Origin of the sequence: Enterococcus sp. DIV2371 (genome assembly GCF_050498525.1) — a bacterium.
In the GTDB taxonomy this organism is placed as follows: Bacteria; Bacillota; Bacilli; order Lactobacillales; family Enterococcaceae; genus Enterococcus_B; species Enterococcus_B mangumiae.
Map to the genome: position 1 here is coordinate 2,508,567 of NZ_JBIPAJ010000001.1, position 19,394 is coordinate 2,527,960.

Sequence of the window (19,394 nt, forward strand, 5' to 3'; positions counted from 1 at the left end):
ACCCCGCTGGTAGAACGTGTTGTTACACTAACTATTCAAACTTGATGGACAAATACGGTTTCAAACAACCAATTTCCACCAGCTCGTGTTCAGCTTGTTCCACTGTTTTTTTCGTTTCCTTTGATACATGAGTGACGATGACCCCTTTTTTAGGTCGTTTAAATACGCGGGCAAAACCTGGCGGATAGCGTTTTTTATGGTTTAATGACACTAAAAACAGCACTTTTTGTGCATCTTGCTGTAACGCAATGATGTGTTTATGCATCCACGGACACGCAAGGTAAGCACTTGGTACTAAGATGGTTTTATTGGTGTAGAGAAGATTGGCTACTTTTCGAATGGGTTGATCGGTTCCTTCGATCTTTTGGGCCAGCTGACGATTTTCCTCATCTTCTGCACCAATGATCAAGAGGCGTTTTTTCATGATCGGGTCACAGAAACGACTTCAAAGCCCAATAAGTTTTTCAACCCAGAAACCACCGATTCCAACGCTACTTCGACACTTTGGACATCGCCATTCAATAAAACAGAACCAGTAAAGCGATCTAAAAACCCAACTGTCACATCCGCACTTTTCCCAGCAATATCAGCAGCAATAATAGCCGCTTCGTAAGGAGAAATCGTCAAAATACCAATAGCTCCATTATTTTCTACACCTAATGATTCATAGACCACTTCAATCGGAGCGGCGATCACATGTGCTAGAGTGACTTGTTTCCCAGGCACTGATTCTTCAATGATACGTTGCGCAATTATTTCAGACATTTACTCACCTCTCTAGTGTCGAATGACTTGTACAGGAAAATCGTACTCTTTGATCCAGTTTTCAATGCGATCCAAGTCTGATTCTAAAAGAGACGGATCGCCTTCTACAGGATATTCCATACCAAGCTGACCATATTTATTGACTCCTAACTTGTGGTATGGCAACAGATCGATCCCTTTGAAGTTTGGGTACTCCTTGTAAGGAAGTAAGAAATCAATGATTTGTTGGATCTCTTCGCGACTGTCATTGATCATCTTCAACATCGGCATCCTGATTTGTATTTCATGCCCTTCTTCTAACAATTTTTTTAAATTCTCTAAAATCCGTTCATTGCTAATGCCCGTAAGTTCGTTATGCCTGATTGGGTCCATATGTTTTAAATCGAATAAGAACAAATCGACATATTCAGCAATCGCCATGATCCGATCCATCCTTGAATGCCCGCAAGTTTCGATCGCCGTATGCAGACCGTCTGCTTTACACGCTTGTAGGAGCGCCAGAGCTGCCTCTGGTTGAGCGGTACATTCCCCGCCACTGAGTGTCACCCCACCGCCAGATTGCTCATAAAACATATCATCTTCGTGGATGACTTCCATCAACTCAGAGATCGTTCTGATTTCCCCTGTGATATTCAATGCCGCCATCGGACACACACTGACGCACGCACGACAACCATTACATGCGATGTCGCGTCGTACTTGATGCGTACCTTCTTCGTCCATATAATGGATGCCCATCGGACACACATCGACACAAGCTCGGCAGTCACTACAAACACTTTCTTTATACATCACTTGAAATTTTCGCTCGATGCCTTCAGGGTTGGCACACCACTGACAACGTAACGGACAGCCTTTAAAGAAGACGATCGTACGAATTCCTGGCCCATCATACAAGCTATATTTTTGTACATTGAAGACCAATGCCGAGCGCTCAATGAGTCTAGTGTTTCGTGTGGCCATTTTCTTCAGCTCCCATTGCTAAAACTTCGTTAACATTGTCCGGCTGATGATCTCATCCTGTACATCTTTACAAAGTTCTACAAAGAATGCACTATAACCAGCAACTCGCACGATCAAGTCCCGATATTCTTGCGGATTTTTTTGCGCCGCTAACAATGTCTCATTATCTAAATAGTTAAACTGCATTTCTCCATTACCTAAAACACTTGCTGTCTTCAATAAGGTGATCAAACTTTCCTCCCCTTGTGGAGTGTTCAATATCCCAGTCATGATCTTGAAATTATGGACCATTCCTAGATTCATCGTATCGTTTGCCATTTTCGAAATCGATTTAACGATCGCTGTCGGACCTTTGAAATCGGCTCCTTGCGTTGGACTGATTCCATCGGATAATGGTATCCAAGCTTTACGACCGTTAGCAGAAGCCCCTGTGATTTGACCTAATGGTGTATTGTTTGAGATCGATAAGGTGCCATGACACAACTCTGAGAATAATGTTTTATACTTGCGATGCTCCACTTCGGTAAAATGGATCAAATCCGCTGCGATCAAATCCGCATAGTCATCATCATTCCCAAACTTAGGCGCATTCAAACAGTCTGTTCGTACTTGATCGTAGCCAACAAAATCCGCTTTTAATGCTCGATTCAATTCTTCCAGCGTATATTTCTTTTCCTCAAAGACAAGCTTCTTGATTGCCGCCATTGAATCAGCGTAAGTTGCTAAGCCTGACCAGACGACCCCTGGGCCAAAGTTATACATGGCGCCCCCAGCTGAAACATCTTTTCCATTTTCCATACAGCCTTCATACATGATCGACATCAATGGTTTAGGTGCCAACTCTCTATGGACTCTTTGGGTAATGACCGTCGCAACAGAAGACCATTTGGTGACATAACGGATCTGTTCTTTGACCGCTTCTTCAAATTGTTCATACGTTTGATAGGCAGAGATCGCTCCTAAATCAGGGGTCACTTTTTTTCCATGCCATAGCGGCACACCATGATTCAAGACTAATTCGATACAAATCGGCCACTGGGTATAAGCGGTTGATGTCCATTGGTACAAACGGCCTGACTTTTGCGGTTCCACACAACCCATCAAACAATAATCACGAGCATCTTCGACTGACACGCCTTTTGCTAACATCATTTTGATATGAGTATCATCAAAGTGACATGCTGGGAAGCCGATTCCCGCACGAACGACATCAACGATTTTTTTCAAGTATTCTCTCGGTGAACGGTTATGGATGCGACACGCTAACGAAGGTTGATAGACTTTTACATGACGGACAGCATCCATCAATAGATACGTAAGCTCATTCGTTGCATCACGCCCTTCTCTCGTCACTCCGCCCACACACATGTTGACGAAAGGTTGATACCCAGCGAAGAATTTCGAACCTCCTTCACTTGTGATCCACATCATTTCTGACATTTTGATCAACATACAACCCGCCAATTCAAACGCTTCATGGTTGGTTAAACGACCTGAATCAAGATCATTTTTGAAGAATGGATACATGTATTGATCCACTCGGCCAATCGACATGCCTGTCTGATTTTCTTCCACCACTAATAACGATTCGATCGTCCAAACCGCTTGGATCGCTTCCCAAAATGTTTCTGGTTTGTTCGCTGGAACTTTTGCGTTCACCTCTGCGATTTTTTGCAATTCCATTTTCCGTTTCGGATCAGTTTCTTTTTCAGCAAGCGTTCTTGCATATTCAGACATCCGTTTCGCATAGATCATGACCCCTTCAGCCGTTTCGATCTGCGCTTTGTAGAAATAGATTTTTTCCATATCGTCTGGATTGGCATAATCTAAAGCAGCTAGTTTTTCCTGCGCCTCTTTTTGGATATCTAACATGCCTTTTTTCATCAAGATGACATCGTATCCAGGATTCGAATCCCCACCGCCGTTCAATTGATGATACGAACAATCGGCAACATAGGATTCACCAGAAAGCGCCCAAACACCCGCTTCACGAAATTGATCTTCGCAATGTTCATCCACTGATTTTCCTTTCCAAAACGGGAACAGCTCTTCGCGCATGATCCGTTTATCTTCCTCGGAGATATGGAAAGGATCTTGCGGTCGTGAGGAGATCGTGTCGATTTCATCCTCCATCCAACGCCAAGCAATATCTGGAGAAAATGCTCCGGCACGAGGCGCGCCGTTTGGTGCACCCACGATCAACTCATTCTCTTGGATCACTAAAGGGGCTGTCTCACAACAACGCTTGAATGATTTTCCACGTAAGACATCCTTAGGCATTCCTGGATTTTCTTTTGCCAGCTCCGTGATGACCCTTGCACGATGCGTCGTGATCGTTGGAACTTGTTTTAAATAATTTTCCTTCAAGGCACGAAGACGTGGGGTGATCTGATTTGGAACTAGGGTTTCATCGCACACTGGATCATTTTTAGGAACGGATTCCGTATGATCTGCGACTGTTGCAAACATCTTCATTAAGGCTTGACGTTCTTCTACACTTAGCTCTTTCGTTGCTTCAGCCAGTTTTACTGAGAACTCTTTTATATCCATCTTTTTCCCTCACTTTTCAACAAATTGTTTTTCCATCATTTTCTTCAAAACTTTTTCAAGCAATTGGGCTTGCACCTGACTATCTTGCACATGATCAACCGTCGTCTTCTCCTCAAGAAAAGGATTAGACGCATAGCTGATTTCACGCGTGTAGGTCAGGTTCGCTGCTGTGATATTCTCAGCACTGATCCCATGCCCCCTTGTAAAACCGCCTAAAATAGGTGACAGCTGTAAAGTTGAACCAAGCCCCATACTTGAAAAACTGGCAGCCGCATTGACCACCATTCGCGCCACTGGTTTTTTCAAAGCAAATTCATTCACCACTGCTTGTTCCTTGGAATGAATAGCCAATGTATGGCCATTATTCTTCTCTTGAAGTAAATAGATCGCCTTCTCACAAGCGTGTCGCCAATCTGGTTCTCGATAAAAAACTAAAACTGGACAACTCATCTCATGTACAAAAGGATCTTGATCATGTAAATAACTTTGTTCAGAAACTAAGATCCGGATGTCTTTTGGTAAATCGATCCCTGCATTGCTCGCCAACCATTCGGCACTTTTTCCTACGCAAGCTTCTTGAATGTCCCCATTTATGGGCTGTAATAAGGCAACTAGTTTCGCTTCTTCTTCTTTTGATAAAAAGTACGCGCCATTTTCGAGCAATTCGTTTTTTACTTGCTCAGCAACGATACTTTCGACAATCAAATATTGTTCTGATGCAGGCAACAACCCATGATCATAGGCACGACTTTCAATGATCGATTTCACCGCATATGGAACATCCGCAGAACGTTCAATAAAGACTGGCGTAGCACCAGAAGCACCATAAATAATTGGTCGTTTAGGAATGGTTGTGTCGATGTATTTTTTTTGCCCTAAAACCAAAATCATAGATGCCATTGGACTATTGATCAGCTCTTCTCCCCCACATTCGGTCAAATAATCGATACAGCAGATACTGCCTCTAGGAAGTCCAATCTCTCGCCCAATCTGTTGGATTTTTTTGATCACCAGAGAGGGTGTTTTCGTCGCTTTCTCATGCGGAACAGCAATGATTGCATTCGCTGATTGAAGCCCTGCAAACAGACTATATAAAGTGTTGATCACCACATTTTCTGAAGGTAGAAAGACTGGGATCACTCCTAACGGCACACCCACTTGCAAAATTTTCCCCGCAGAATCTTTTGCTGTGGCACCAATATATGTTCTCGTTCCAATCTCAGCTTCCATTGCCCTCAAAAACTGTAGAACAAATGCTTCTTTCTCTTTCTGACAGCCTTTACCTGTTTCTTCTATTTCACAAGCCACGTACTCCGGAATCAACGGTCGAATCTCCTGGATCATCTTTCGTACGATGTTATGGAAAAACTCTTGACTATACTCTTTCATTAAAAACTGCGCATCTTTCGCTGTTTCTAAGGCGATCCGCGCTTCTTGGATCGATAGTAAATCTTTATCTACCTTGTGCATTTATGATGCCTCCCCCTCCTCTTCAGGTAGAAGATCGAGTAACTGGTAGCGCTCAATAACTTTATTCAAATCGATATGTGGACTAGCAATCACCACTGAGCTATAAACCTCGGCATTCATTTTTTCAACCGCAGCAACACCAGCTTCAACAGCCGAATGACAAGCGGCAACATCCCCTTGGACAATCACTGAGATATACCCTGAGGCCACATTTTCATAGCCAATCAACTCGACGTCTGCCGCTTTACACATGGCATCACAAGCTTCTAAAACAAAGACCAAGCCAAATGTTTCGATCGCACCGATCGCTTCATATGTTTTCACTTGATTTCCCTCCCTCACTTAAGCCTCTACTGCATGAACAGAGACGATCTCTCCAACAGACGAAACAGGTCTAGGCATCACATTTTGTGCCGTCAGCTTACCAATCTCACTGGCAACCTTTGCTCCTGCTGCGACAGAAGCCTCGACCGCTGCCACATCGCCTTTGATCATGATCGTCACTAACGTAGAGCCAATGTTCTCATAGGAGATCAACTCGACATTCGCTGCTTTTAGCATTTCATCTGCTGCTTTTAAAGCTGGTACTAACCCAATCGTTTCTACTAAACCTAACGCTTCTTCCCCGCGATACTTCAAGTGATTTCCTCCTTATGCCGTTCGATATTTCTTATCCACATATTTTTCAACCGTTGCCTTGCCTTCTTCTGTCATACGATAAAAACAAACTAACTCCTCTTTTTCGTCCACTTCATAGCTCGTAAGCTCAACTAAGCCATTCGCCTCTAGCGCCATGATATGTTCGATAAATAATTTTTTATTGAACTGTCTTTCTTGACCATAAGTGGGAGCTAATCTCGTCATGATTTGATCCACATTCAATTCTTTTTCACCATATAACTCATTCAATACGGCAGTTCGACTAGGTAAAAGCATGTTAGACTTCCTCCTTTTTAAATAGATCAAGTGGATTCATCGTAACTAAGATCGCTCCCAGAACGATAATGATCGAACCAATCACCATTGTTGGCGTCAGTGCTTGATCCAAGAACATCACACTGAAGATCACACCCCAAAAAGCATAGGTAACATTCAATGACATGCCCACAGCTGTTCCAACCATTGCATTTGATTTATACCAAGTTAAGAAAGACACACCAGCGCTCAATCCAGACAGTAATAACCATAAAATAGGCATACCCGCAGCCAATGTGCCAGCAAACAAGTTCAAGCCACCGATGATTGGCAAAATGATCACGATGACAAATAAGCCTGAGATCAACTGACGAAGATTCACAGCAACATCTGTATCGATCATTGCACCACCAAAACTTGAAAAGACACCCTCTAGTCCCCACGAGATCGCCGCAATAAACGCGCAAATGATTCCCAAAGTAAAGTTAGGCGCGCCTTCTGGTGTCACTATATTGATGATGACTGCTCCAGCCACAACAACGAACATCCCAAAAACGATGCGCCGCGTCGGTGTTTGTTTCAAGAAAATCCAGGAAAACAACGCCCCAAATAGCCCACACGTAGCTGAGATAGGAATCGCATACGCCCCAGCCATTGCTAGGCCGACTAAATAAGCACCATTCGCCACAGGTCCTCCTAACAGAAAACCAATAACGAGCATTTTCCCTGGTTTTGTCGCTAACATCCGGCGAAGTTCTTTCAGCTTCCCTTGCTTTGCGTTATAAAATAATAGAAAAATTCCAGCAAAAAAATCATTCAATCCTGAACAAACAAACGGAGCTGCTAAAATCCCCGCCGCACTGACCAACGGATCATAGCCACTGGCAACCACGACCAACGTCGAATAGATGCCGTAAGTAATCCCTGAAACAAGCCCATTCGTGATTCCTTTTACGCGAAATCCTTTATTCGCCTCTTTCATTTTTGTAGCCGCACTGACATAAGAAATACTTTTTCCAGTATCCATTTCTTCATTTCCTCTCATCGAAATTTCAGTAAAATTATTTATTTGGTAAAATCGATTCTACTTCTGCATGTGGTCTAGGAATAACATGAACAGACAATAATTCACCCACACGTTCTGCCGCCGCAGCTCCCGCATCCGTCGCCGCTTTTACCGCACCAACATCCCCTCTCACTAAAACAGTGACGATTCCACCACCAACAAGCTCTTTTCCAACCAGTGAGACATTCGCCGCTTTCACCATGGCATCTGCCGCCTCGATCGAACCAATCAATCCTCTTGTTTCTACCATTCCTAATGCATCATGCTTCATCTTTTTTATTCCTTTCGCATTTAATTAAAGCGCTTTATTTTTTTACTAGCACAATCTTATTTCCTTACCTTAAGGGAACAGTCAATGCTTTTTTTGTTCTAGTACAGAAAAATGTGTAATTGTAACAGTTGCCACTCTGAGATATTTTTTTCTAATTGAGAATAGAAAGGGAAATTCATTATAGAACCCTTAATAAATCAACACTTGATAATTATTCTCAATTAACTACTCCTCAATAAAAAATTTCCTTTTAGTACACAAATAAAAGAGCACTTCACTGAGAAAGAGAAAATATCCGTCAATATTGCTCAATATTTCACTTTTCAGATCGTAAAAGAACGATTCATATCATTAAGCAAATATCTAAAAACCTTTATTTACCAATACTTACTCGATCTAAATAGAAAAATTACCCTTAAGGACAACCTTCCAAATAAATTCACAAAACAAGGAGAAATCGAACGCTTTTTCTCTAAAAGGACGGAGATAAGCAAAACAAATAAGACGAAAATTACAAACTGACACCGTCATTTCGTAATTTTCGTCTTATTTTTATTCAAACTCTTACTCTTTCCATCTACCGTGTTCAATTGTTGACTTTCTTTGCTGGTATCAATAGCTCGACAACAAAGCTATCTTCGTTCATTGTTGACCAATAATCCACAAGATGACGTTCGTAAACCTTATCTTCACATTGATAACGATGTTCTTTTGCCCACACCCGCATATTTTTATACTGCTGACCGATCAGCGATAAGTCACCAATATGATAACTCGAAAGGAAAAACTGCCCCCCAATCGACTGAGTCGGCATCTCTCCCGCCACTCGACCCACTGGCTTTTGCATGATTTTCACTTTTGAGCTGTGATACTCTTCCCTGTTTTTACATCCTTCAAACCCAAGGATCACCGGCCCCATGATCTCACAATTGTGGGACTCTAAATAATTCACCCAGGGAATATTGATGACTGCGTCCATATAGTTTTGGTTAAATTCTTGCTCTATGTAGACATAGGTTTCTTCCTCTAAATACTTCACATTGATCTCTTGTAACTGATTAGAAGCCACTATATTACCTTCTCTAATCATCCCTAACCATTCTGCGATTGCGCCATAACTATTGCGAATTCTTCTTTCTTCTTGCTTTAGCTCTTCTAATTTCGTCAAAAAAATATTTTCTTGTTCATGATAAAAATAGTTCTCTGTATTTTGGGCAATCTTCATCTCCTGCAATTTGAACCCCATCTGCTTATAGTATTTGATCACAGGGATACTATTCATCGTCTGCTCCGTATAATAACGGTAACCGTTTTCAAAACACACGTGATCTGGTTTCAACAAACCAAGTTGCTCGTAATAGCGCAATGTTTTGCGGGAAACATTACATATCTTCGCAACCTCACCAATCGAGTACATCGGACCAACATCTGAAAAATCCTTCGTTTTTTTCATTCAAACATCTCTCCATTTGACACAACCACTTACATTATCAAAAATATATGGGCACTTGTCAAGGAGAAGTCAAAGGGAATGTGCGTGCGAAAGGGGGTTTTCGTTCATTCGACATTTTCTTGAAGTAGGAAATCATGATATGCCTTGCAACATTATTTTTATCTTATTTATACGGTTAGCAAACAAACCACTCGTTTGTGCGTTGAACTCGTGTCGTTTTCTTAGTTGATTTGTAAGTGGTCGATATCTTGTTGAAATCTATCAATCTTCATTCCAAATCTCATTGTAAAAGATCAAATGTGATAATGCCGGGGTAGCTCTTAGGTAAAAAAATGCAAAAGAAAAAGGCTTACGCCCTTTACCAAAAAACTATGCGGAGTGTCTCTCTCTACGCCATGCGATTGCAATGTTGTTCAGTCACACATTCTACAATACCGTACCAGTCGGAGCGACCGCTGGCATATTGTAGCTTTACGAGATGTGGTCAGGCATGACAGCCTACAAATTCCACAGGGGCATTCGGTATATTTTGATTATGATTAGTATCAACATATACCGCCTTCTGCTACTCTCACGCGTTTCTTGTCTTATAGATTATTTCTAATCACTTCACGGCGAAGGACTTCTTTGGATGTTTCCATCAGTGTGAAATGCCAATCCCTTAGCAAATCTCTTCACGGAGAGGCTAAGTCTTGTCAACTTAGCTTTCTATTGTCGTCCCGACAAGTTCGCTACCTTACATTTGGTCACACTTTGCACACGTTCTTTGCGTTCCAATGCTTTTACACTGGCTTTCCTCTTGTTACCAAGAATACTCACTTGATACGCAACAGTATCCCATTACGACATCAACAACGACTTATTCCCAAACGTTCCTTGACGAGTTGCTTAAACTCTTATACACAAGGTTCTGCATCAGTTTTTTGATAAAAAGAATAAACCTTTTAATATTTTCAGGATAATTATTTTCCCATATATTTAACTGACATCAACGATATCAATCTTACTCAACTTTATCATGAGTTTACAAAATTTTCGTTCCTTAAATTTAAAAAAATGAAAAAAAGTGGAACGATTATCAGATGTTTTCTGATGATCGTTCCACACTCTTTTACTTGATTGAACTCTTCAGCAGTCCTTATTGACCAAGAGACCGCATAACCAATTTGTTTACCCCACAGACTCTTCCATATTGGAATCGGCTTCTAAACCAATGTCATTAACTATCAAACCCAGTTATTAAAAGTTCTTATAGGAGTTAAAGAGTCAATATTTATCAACTATTACCAAATTAAGATGGTCAAAACCTGGTCAGTTTTGATGTGTTATTGGGAGCCAAATATAGATATGCTTTGAGGCCTGTCTATTGATTTTTATCCTACATCTGTAGTCAATTAATTTATTCTCAGTTTTTCATTTTTTTCTAATAGTCATTTTCATCTATATCTATAGAAGAGATTATAATTTCTTCTATTTCTTCATCAGTTAATTCTTGTTCTTTTTCTAATTCGTTTAAAATATTAATAAGTTCTTTTCTTGTTACATAAGTGTTATTTTGCAAAATACCTTGAGCTATTAGTTCATACTGATAATTTGAATCATAAAAAGAAATATTTTTTCTTTTTAACTCTTTAAAAAAAGGACTTTTTTGAGCTTCAACAAATTGTTCATTTTTATTTCCACCAGTGTTTAACCATTTATGAAAGTCTATTTCATAAGCTAAAAGCCAAACTTCACTATTCATATTTTCTTCAGCGTTTCCAACAAAATATTCTTCTTTGAATTTTTCTCTAAACTTTGATAATTCTCGTTTAATACCGATTTCGTTTTTTCTCTCAGACAATACATCCAGCAAAATAATAATAGCTATCCAATTTTCAGATCTTAGTATTTTTTTTATATAATCTAATGACATAGAAAAACCTAACGATTTAAACATCCAAATTATCCAAATTATTTCTTCGTCACTTCTCAGGTGAAGATGGTTATCAATAACAGAATATAAAATCCTTTTTAGTTGTGTCTTTCTTACAAAAGAAAAATTGTTTTTCAGAATGATTACTAAATTTTTTGTAAGAATCGGAAACTTTATCAATAGGTTGAACAATATAGGTTCAATAGAATCCCACTCATCTTTTGTAAATGTATTCGTTCTTATAATTTTTAATACGTATTTAATTATTGATATATCCTTATATTTATGATATTCGATAATTGATTTTTCAAGTAATTTCTCAATATTTACTGATGAGTAAATTTTTATCTCTTCAACCCATGATTTTCCATATACAAACGGGCTTTCAATTATTTCAATCTTATTCTCATTTAAAACTAACTCGTATTTATCCAGCTCTTCTCTAAAAATAGAAATTATGGATTCAATCTGGGCTCTGTCTTTTGTAAAGATAAAATAATCATCTACATAACGTAGATAGTCAATTTTAATATCTCTTTTTTTTATTTCGTAATCTACAGAACAAAGTAAGATTTCTGAGACTATTCTTGATACAGCATTTCCAACTAATATTCCGTTTGTTTGTAAATCATTCAATAATTGAATACTTGCATCAATTTTATTTCCCAACAAATCTAAATTCCTAGTATTTGATTTTGATAATTTCTTGCTGTGGATAGCCCAAGAAATGCTATGGGTATATATACTATCAAAAAAAAATTGGATATCTAATTTCAAACCAAACAAATTATCCTTATACAATTTTTTTACTTCTTTCTTTACCTCAGAAAAATTAGTAACCTTTCTATCATATGCTTTACCATAACTGGTACTCTGGTTAGAAGGTGCTGTTAACGAATTACTGGTTTTATCAAAAATTTCAAATAGCTCAGTTTGATTCTCAACTAATATTTTTGCAGCGTTAATATATTGATATGGATTTGGAACTGCAAATCGTCTTCTTGAAGATATAGTTTTAAACCCATTAAAAATTAGTGGTTTTGACGGTTTTACTTTTTCATAATTTACTTTCTCAATAATAGTTTCTATATGTTCCGATAATAAATCTGAATTAAAACTGGGAGGCAATTCACTTGGTATATATTCATATTTTATTAACTTTTCTATGTCTAACATATTCTCTCCTTCATGAATTTTATTCAATACTGATTCAAACCTCAATTTTCAATAGATAAGATTTTATAAATTTCTTAGTTTTTCTTTTTCATATTGTAATAAATTACTATTAGACGAGTTAGCAATCTTTTTTGATATATTTATCACTTCTTTTAATGATAATCCTTCAGATAACATTGGTACTATTTTTTTTATTGCACTCGCAGGGACGCCCATATCCAGTAAAATCGAAAAATTTCCATCAACTCCTTCATTTTCAAGTTGAGATGAAGCATAAGAATAATCTCCTACATTCGAAATATTATTAATTTTACATATTTCTTTTTGCAATGAATTAACAACATCAAGCCATTTAGGAACTTTATATGAAATCCAATGTCTTTGTTCTCGGTAACAATTACTAATAGTTTGATCTAGTATTTTTTGAGTTTGCCAATTCGGATTTTGCTCTTTAATATATATATATTCTTGACTTAATATTTCGTTAAATGAAGAACTATTGAGATATTTAAACGCAACAACTGGCAATTTATTTCGAGACATTGGCCTTGTAGTCTCAGTTTCTTTTAATAAATTATCCCAACAAATACCCAATATATATTTAATAGCCTTGAAAGAAGGTTTTCCAGTCCATAAAACTAACTCTGGCTGTGTCTGTATCTTTTCATATAAATCATTAATTATTTTCTTTTGACCTTCTACAGAAACAGCGTTTTTCTTTATTATTGGCAAAAATTCCTTATCATACTCTATCAGTTCTTCATATCTCTTTATATTTTTGGGAAGTAATTCTTCTTTATCAAAGTTTATTAATATTTCATCAGATATTTTTTCTTGATCATAGAATGGCATATCTAACTCTATTTCAGTCTTTGGAGGAATTTTATGAAAAACATAAACTTTCCCTGTATAGTGCTCTAATAATCTACCTGCTCTACCCTTTATATTAGAAAAATCGAAGTAATCAATTTCATTTGGACCTTTCTTTTTATCAAAAATAAATACATTTTTTGCTGATGTATTTACGCCTTCTATAATAGTAGATGTGCAGAATAATACATTTAGCTTATTATAATTAAAATATTGAATTATGGAGTGTGTTAAATGCTTGGGAATAGTTCCAGAATGAACACCTATTTTTTGTAATAACAGCCTATTGTAACTCCAATTACTATTGATATTTTCAGAAATCCATTCATTTATTGGTAGTAGCTCTTCTTCTTCCAGATAGTTATTTAGTTTTAAAAATTCATAGTACTTTGTAGCCAACCTAAATGCTCTATCAGGTGACGATGTATATACAATGGATTGTTCATTTTTTTTACAGTATAAAAGTTCAAAAAGTTTTTCTTCTCTTTCCATTTCTTGTTTGCGCTTCCCATCATTTTTGTAATTGATGTTTACTAATTCGACTTGTGCGTCTACAAGAGAATAATTTGTCTTAATAAATTTAGCATTGTATTTTTTCTCAAAACCTCTAGAAATTTTATCAATATTTGGTCCAATAAAATAAAATGCTGTATCTTGTCTAGCCAAAATTTTTTTTATAGCAATGTTTAAGACATCAGATCGTTCATCATCTCTATAGGAGCTTATTTTATAAAACTCATCAAGAACACAATAATCAATCTTAGGAAGATTAGGAAATTCTATTACTCTTTCAGCAGTTAAAATGAAAATATTTTTCTCTTCAACTTGCTGAGAAGTATTAACTACCATGTTATAATTTTTATATTTTTTTAATTTCAACCTAGTTTCATTAATCAAAGCTAGTGTAGGTTGAATAATTAATATATTATCGTGTTTATTGCAAGCGACTATCTCCTCAATCAGTAAACTTTTACCAAAACTAGTCGGTGCACTAACTATTAAATTTTGCTTCTTTTTTATCAAATATGATAACGCTTTCTGTTCTTTATGAAAAACTATATTATCAATATACTCGGATCGATGAAAAGAACGTCTAATTTCAGACGTGTTATCCATTCTTTCTTTAATGTAAGGATAGAAACCCTGACTTTCAGCTAAATCACTCCATATTTCCTTTGTATTATCATCAACACTATCCCAAATTTCGTATATATGAATTATTATCTTTCTAGCATAACTATTTCTATTTGACAAAGACAAATTCGATACATATTTTGCAAGAGAAAAACTCTCATTAAGGTCTAGTTTATTTACTTCATAAATATTTACTATATCCCAATTCACCTTTATTTAACCTCCTAATGCTTGAATCAGAGTTAATTTTGAATGCAACTTTGATATAATTTCTTTTTTACTTTTTAAAGGCATCAATATCACTATAATATTTAGTTTATTTATAAGAGGATGCTCCTTACTTTTTTCATCAAATCTTTTTTTTAATTTATAAACTTCATCTTCAAACTCTTTAGAAAATTTTTCAAAATCTAATTCATATGAATCCAGTGTCGATGTTTCGTATGCACAAAACATCGGAATTACTATATTATTTAGTTGCTCCGAGAGACTTGTATATCTATTCAACAATTCAATCCAATGTTCAGAATCAAATCCCATAGAATCCAGCATTTCATATGAATCTGTTATTCTTTTGGATATTATATTGAATTCACTATTAAAATAATCCGTATTAAAATGTTCAAAAAGATCTTGTGCTAGTGCATCAACTCCATTTATTCCACTTGTGTATATCTTAGACTCCCCAAGCCAAAGAGTCATACTTTCAGTATTAATATGTATAGAATCAAAGCCATGAACAGCGTGTCCGAATGAATCTTTAAAATGGATTTTAGCTATCAAGGGATTAGTATTAAATAAATACTTTAAAATTGAATGAAGAAATAATTCCCCAAATTCACCTCTTCTTAAATATTTATTATCAAATTTATCATCAATAGACTCACCTTTTTTATACATTTCTGCTACTTCTCTGTATTCAGTTATCTTATATATTGATATTGCTGCCTCAACTAGAGTATTTAAAATCTCATCTTGAGGAACATTTTCACCTCTATGGAAGCCAAAAGCAAAACTTGGTATTTCTTCACACATGATTTGTACAAAATCATCAATCCTTTGCTGCAAGATGTCTTTTCCACAAATATCAAAATCAATATGATAGGAATAAAAATTAGCTTCTGATATTTTACAAGATAATATTTTCTGAATCTTATTTTTTTTGTTCATAATTACTATCCTCACATTTTTTGTTAAATATATTCTCTCATTAATAGTAAAATAACACAAGTTAGAAAAACATAAAAAAAACACCATAATATTAAAATGAAATATTTGTAGATCTGTTTCAGCTGTAATAACTCCAAAGACTATGTAATACTTTTTAATGATTTTCAACCAAAATCTATTTTTCGTTTCATTTACATATGAAACACAAAAAACCTTGTATATCAATATTTATAAAGCTGTGTTTCATTTCGTTTCATATATCAAAATTTATTAACCTTTTTCAAAAGCCAAAAAAAGAGTAATCCAGGTGAGCCATATAAATCTTTTAAAGGATACCCTTAGTACCGTCAAATAACAACAAGGTGTGGTTATCTATTCTATTCATTCTATTCATCTTATAATTCTACCAAAGTTATGATCAGCTTGAGTTGGTTGTCCATCAACTCAAGTAAGAGCGTAATCCGTTTTCAGTGGCTTTTTTAAGCTTACTGTTATCTCTTCTCCCACTTTCTGCTGAACAGATAAACTAATTGACTTCAGATATTCAATTGCTTCTGATATAGCTTGCTTATCATTTGAAATAGACTCATCAACATAATAAGTAATCCTTGTTGTACCATTGCTATCATTTACAGCTGTTAGATGGACTTTATAAGGCTAATGACCATAGTTACTGATAAAGTAGCTGAGTTACTCATCTTTGGACACTTTTGATTTCACATCATCAAACCCTATACTACTATTCACAATATTACTAAAACCATCTCTAAGTTCTTTAATCTCTGTTTCTTTAAAGTATAAGTAATTATTCGGATTCCCTTGATTCTGACTAGTTATTAATACTTTGGCTACTCCTGAATTAATGGTAAAGAAGTAAACATGCTTCGGTAAGAAATCTTGTGTATCTGCATCCAAATAAACTACTACTAAAGAATAACCTGATTCTTTTTCACTACTTTCTGACCAGTTTAAAACTATTGGTGTGTTATCACATTTATTGTTATTAAGAACCGAGTCAGGGAGTTGTAAACCGTATAAACCAATCTAATTATTCGGACTTCATTGTTTATACATCTGATCATTGCTTGTTCCCAAGTATTCATAAAGCAATTAAGCTGGGGCATTTCTAGTATACAGCCAAAACAAAAAAGCTAGAACCCTTATATATCAAGGTTTCTAGCTCCTATAACATGGTTACCCAACTGACCCTTCCATCTCATAACTAAATATATATAGGTAGTGTCAATTGATTTCAATTTAATAAAAGTCCCTATTTAACAGTATTTTTTATGCCAAAACAGAAAATACGTTCCCCTGAATTTACTTGCTTTTATATTTTTTTGTGGCAAATTTGTGGCAAAAATAATGTTATTGATTTCATTTTAAGTCACTATGACTACATGCCTTTGCCGTAGTCAAGAAACATTGGTGGCTGTTTTAGTCCAACAAAAATACCCGCTCGAAAAGAGCGGGCTACCTTAGGATAAAGAATGTTCTGAATGTGGATACTTACATTTTACTATCTTTTTAAATTTAGATTCAAATAATATGTTCGTTTATGTAATCCGCTCCAAAGAGCGGGTTGTGAAAAAGCAATGTTGTTAGGTGATACAATAAGGTTACTATCATTTTAATTATTATTCAACTGTTTTGGTTTTCAGTGGTTGTATCTATTTTTTAAAAGACAATCACTCTGAAAAGTAGCTATCTCATTGAAAATTAAGACCTTCGAAATAAGTAAATTGTCTTAAGCTATAACAATTCTAGTGACTCTCAAATGAAGCTTTCCAATCATACATACCTCTTTATCTTTTAATTCCTTACGAAAATGTAATGAATAAATCGGACAAAAAAATGGTTAGAAAAAAATTTTTTATAGATAATTAAATGTATCAAAATTAGGAGGTATTTATATGCCAATACTCAAATCTGCTAATCCTTTAAAAGCAATCTCTTTATTAGTAATCGGTGCTCTTGGCACAGCTATATCGGTATTGCACATCACTTGTATCTATATCTTTCATATGGGTGTTGCAGATCCGAACATCCCTCTGTTTAGATTTTTTGAAAAATTTGCTTCTGCTACTTCATCTATCCTTCACATTTCTTCCGACAATCTTTATTTATCATCTCTCTCGTTATTTATCATTTTTTCAATTATTGGATTATTTTTCAATATCTTCACTAATAATAATAAATTGATTTCCATTTGGATTTTAGGAATAAATTTACTTTTTTCTCTCCCTACACTCTTTTATTTCTTCGTTGCATGGGGGATGAATCAGTAATTCTTCCATTGTTAGCACAAATTAAGAAATAGAAAGAGGGTTCCAAAATGACTAATAAAACAGATCGTTTATTAATTGCATTGCAGTCATATCAAGAAGTTTGCTGGATAAATCCAAATTTTGGAGAAAGAAAAACTTCATGTTTTACCATAAATGATGTGATAGACGCTTCTAAAAGGCTACAAAGGTTTGCTCCATACATTGCTAAAGTTTTTCCTGAGACTAAAGCTACTGGTGGTATCATCGAGTCAGAATTAGTTGAGATTCCTAACATGTTGGATAAAATAAAAGAAAAAGAACATTTCGAAACAAACAGTAAACTATATTTTAAATGTGACAATAATCTCCCTGTATCTGGTTCAATTAAAGCCAGAGGTGGAATCTATGAAGTTTTGACGTTTGCTGAAAAAGTTGCGCTGGATTCTGGAAAACTAACAATTGATAGTAATTATGCTATTCTAGCAAATGATGAATTCAAAAATATTTTTTCTAATTATTCAATCGCTGTGGGTTCTACAGGGAATTTAGGTCTTAGTGTCGGAATCATGGGAGCAAAGTTAGGGTTTCAGACGACTGTCCACATGTCTAATGAAGCAAAAAGCTGGAAAAAGCGTTTGTTGAGAGAAATAGGCGTTGTTGTCAAAGAGTACGAAGGTGATTTTAGCAAAGCTGTAGCTTTAGGGCGAGCAGAAACAGTAAACAAATTCCACAGTTATTTCATCGATGATGAAGCTTCAAAAGATTTATTTCTAGGATACTCTGTAGCTGCACTGAGACTACAAACTCAATTAAAAGAAAAAAATATTGAAGTATCTGAAGATCATCCTCTATATGTCCATCTTCCTTGTGGTGTAGGTGGTAGTCCAGGTGGAATTGCCTTTGGATTGTCCTGCATTTTTGGTGATGCTGTAAAAATATTTTTTGTAGAACCTACTCACGCTCCGTCAATGTTACTTGGCCTGTACACAGGATTACACGACAAAATTTCAGTGCAAGATATTGCAATCGATGGTAAGACAGCTGCTGATGGATTAGCCGTCGGGCGCCCCTCACATTTAGTCGGCAAGATCATAGAACCGATTTTATATGCTAGTTCTACTGTTCAAGATGAAAGATTATATCAATATCTAACATTGCTTGCGGATAGTGAAAACATCTATGTGGAACCTTCATCCGCTGCTGGGATTGCATCATTTGTGAATATAAATCGAGCATTCGCATTGAAAAAAACTTGGATAAAGTCTGGCACACACATAATTTGGGGAACGGGTGGTAATATGGTTCCAGAAGAAGAAATGGCTCAATATTACAAAAAAGGATTGTCTTTACTTAATTTCTAATTATGTAACAATAACAGCAAGTTCAAGTCATTAATCTCGCTAAAAGAA

At 36.2% G+C, this 19,394-nt stretch carries 17 protein-coding genes; 2 read left to right on the forward strand and 15 right to left on the reverse strand.

Features of this window, described 5'->3' with window-relative positions; translation table 11 throughout:
* Nucleotides 1–31: 31 nt before the first annotated feature.
* The 15 genes from IGL24_RS11645 to IGL24_RS11715 form a co-directional block, all read right to left on the reverse strand.
* Nucleotides 32–409 carry a EutP/PduV family microcompartment system protein gene (locus tag IGL24_RS11645; protein WP_429968456.1) on the reverse strand — a complete coding sequence of 126 codons (378 nt, stop codon included), beginning with the start codon at nucleotides 407–409 and terminating at the stop codon, nucleotides 32–34.
* 11 nt (nucleotides 410–420) lie between these two features.
* Nucleotides 421–765, reverse strand: a complete 345-nt coding sequence (locus IGL24_RS11650) for a BMC domain-containing protein (protein ID WP_207115995.1) — start codon at nucleotides 763–765, stop codon at nucleotides 421–423.
* Between the two features lie 12 nt (nucleotides 766–777).
* Entirely contained in the window at nucleotides 778–1,728 is a 951-nt protein-coding gene (cutD, locus tag IGL24_RS11655; RefSeq protein ID WP_207115994.1) for a choline TMA-lyase-activating enzyme, read from the reverse strand.
* A gap of 18 nt (nucleotides 1,729–1,746) precedes the next feature.
* Nucleotides 1,747–4,278, reverse strand: coding sequence for a choline trimethylamine-lyase (gene cutC / locus IGL24_RS11660; RefSeq protein WP_429968457.1), 2,532 nt, complete (start codon nucleotides 4,276–4,278; stop codon nucleotides 1,747–1,749).
* A gap of 9 nt (nucleotides 4,279–4,287) precedes the next feature.
* Nucleotides 4,288–5,748 carry an aldehyde dehydrogenase family protein gene (locus IGL24_RS11665; protein ID WP_207700114.1) on the reverse strand — a complete coding sequence of 487 codons (1,461 nt, stop codon included), beginning with the start codon at nucleotides 5,746–5,748 and terminating at the stop codon, nucleotides 4,288–4,290.
* Entirely contained in the window at nucleotides 5,749–6,072 is a 324-nt protein-coding gene (locus IGL24_RS11670; RefSeq protein ID WP_207700115.1) for a BMC domain-containing protein, read from the reverse strand. It lies immediately after the preceding gene.
* 18 nt (nucleotides 6,073–6,090) lie between these two features.
* Nucleotides 6,091–6,387 (reverse strand): BMC domain-containing protein, encoded by a 297-nt coding sequence (locus tag IGL24_RS11675; RefSeq protein WP_207700116.1) that lies wholly within the window; start codon nucleotides 6,385–6,387, stop codon nucleotides 6,091–6,093.
* A gap of 12 nt (nucleotides 6,388–6,399) precedes the next feature.
* Complete coding sequence (locus IGL24_RS11680; protein ID WP_207115989.1) at nucleotides 6,400–6,684, reverse strand: hypothetical protein; 285 nt, start codon at nucleotides 6,682–6,684, stop codon at nucleotides 6,400–6,402.
* Nucleotide 6,685: 1 nt separating this feature from the next.
* Entirely contained in the window at nucleotides 6,686–7,690 is a 1,005-nt protein-coding gene (locus IGL24_RS11685) for a DMT family transporter (RefSeq protein ID WP_207700117.1), read from the reverse strand.
* 34 nt (nucleotides 7,691–7,724) lie between these two features.
* Complete coding sequence (locus IGL24_RS11690) at nucleotides 7,725–8,000, reverse strand: BMC domain-containing protein (RefSeq protein WP_010769770.1); 276 nt, start codon at nucleotides 7,998–8,000, stop codon at nucleotides 7,725–7,727.
* 586 nt (nucleotides 8,001–8,586) lie between these two features.
* Entirely contained in the window at nucleotides 8,587–9,453 is an 867-nt protein-coding gene (locus IGL24_RS11695) for a MerR family transcriptional regulator (RefSeq protein ID WP_207700118.1), read from the reverse strand.
* Between the two features lie 1,423 nt (nucleotides 9,454–10,876).
* Nucleotides 10,877–12,544 carry an RNA-directed DNA polymerase gene (locus tag IGL24_RS11700; RefSeq protein WP_207115986.1) on the reverse strand — a complete coding sequence of 556 codons (1,668 nt, stop codon included), beginning with the start codon at nucleotides 12,542–12,544 and terminating at the stop codon, nucleotides 10,877–10,879.
* A 63-nt stretch (nucleotides 12,545–12,607) separates the two neighbouring features.
* Nucleotides 12,608–14,758, reverse strand: coding sequence for a DEAD/DEAH box helicase (locus IGL24_RS11705; protein WP_429966339.1), 2,151 nt, complete (start codon nucleotides 14,756–14,758; stop codon nucleotides 12,608–12,610).
* A gap of 6 nt (nucleotides 14,759–14,764) precedes the next feature.
* On the reverse strand, nucleotides 14,765–15,718 hold the full coding sequence (locus IGL24_RS11710; RefSeq protein WP_207700300.1) for a HamA C-terminal domain-containing protein: 954 nt from the start codon (nucleotides 15,716–15,718) through the stop codon (nucleotides 14,765–14,767).
* A gap of 690 nt (nucleotides 15,719–16,408) precedes the next feature.
* A complete protein-coding gene (locus IGL24_RS11715) occupies nucleotides 16,409–16,762 on the reverse strand; it encodes a DUF4767 domain-containing protein (protein ID WP_207115803.1) in 354 nt (117 codons plus the stop codon).
* 869 nt (nucleotides 16,763–17,631) lie between these two features.
* Between IGL24_RS11715 and IGL24_RS11720 the strand changes: the two genes are divergently transcribed.
* Both IGL24_RS11720 and IGL24_RS11725 read left to right on the forward strand, forming a co-directional pair.
* Entirely contained in the window at nucleotides 17,632–18,006 is a 375-nt protein-coding gene (locus IGL24_RS11720) for a hypothetical protein (RefSeq protein ID WP_062804789.1), read from the forward strand.
* 47 nt (nucleotides 18,007–18,053) lie between these two features.
* Nucleotides 18,054–19,346, forward strand: coding sequence for a D-serine ammonia-lyase (locus IGL24_RS11725; RefSeq protein ID WP_206859614.1), 1,293 nt, complete (start codon nucleotides 18,054–18,056; stop codon nucleotides 19,344–19,346).
* The last annotated feature ends 48 nt before the right edge of the window (nucleotides 19,347–19,394 follow it).

Excerpts from the sequence above, each read along its gene's own strand:
- IGL24_RS11650 (WP_207115995.1), bottom strand. The coding sequence starts at position 765 with ATGTCTGAAATAATTGCGCAACGTATCATTGAAGAATCAGTGCCTGGG.
- cutD (WP_207115994.1), bottom strand. The coding sequence starts at position 1,728 with ATGGCCACACGAAACACTAGACTCATTGAGCGCTCGGCATTGGTCTTC.
- cutC (WP_429968457.1), bottom strand. The coding sequence starts at position 4,278 with ATGGATATAAAAGAGTTCTCAGTAAAACTGGCTGAAGCAACGAAAGAG.
- IGL24_RS11665 (WP_207700114.1), bottom strand. The coding sequence starts at position 5,748 with ATGCACAAGGTAGATAAAGATTTACTATCGATCCAAGAAGCGCGGATC.
- IGL24_RS11680 (WP_207115989.1), bottom strand. The coding sequence starts at position 6,684 with ATGCTTTTACCTAGTCGAACTGCCGTATTGAATGAGTTATATGGTGAA.
- IGL24_RS11685 (WP_207700117.1), bottom strand. The coding sequence starts at position 7,690 with ATGGATACTGGAAAAAGTATTTCTTATGTCAGTGCGGCTACAAAAATG.
- IGL24_RS11690 (WP_010769770.1), bottom strand. The coding sequence starts at position 8,000 with ATGAAGCATGATGCATTAGGAATGGTAGAAACAAGAGGATTGATTGGT.
- IGL24_RS11695 (WP_207700118.1), bottom strand. The coding sequence starts at position 9,453 with ATGAAAAAAACGAAGGATTTTTCAGATGTTGGTCCGATGTACTCGATT.
- IGL24_RS11700 (WP_207115986.1), bottom strand. The coding sequence starts at position 12,544 with ATGTTAGACATAGAAAAGTTAATAAAATATGAATATATACCAAGTGAA.
- IGL24_RS11710 (WP_207700300.1), bottom strand. The coding sequence starts at position 15,718 with ATGAACAAAAAAAATAAGATTCAGAAAATATTATCTTGTAAAATATCA.
- IGL24_RS11720 (WP_062804789.1), top strand. The coding sequence starts at position 17,632 with ATGCCAATACTCAAATCTGCTAATCCTTTAAAAGCAATCTCTTTATTA.
- IGL24_RS11725 (WP_206859614.1), top strand. The coding sequence starts at position 18,054 with ATGACTAATAAAACAGATCGTTTATTAATTGCATTGCAGTCATATCAA.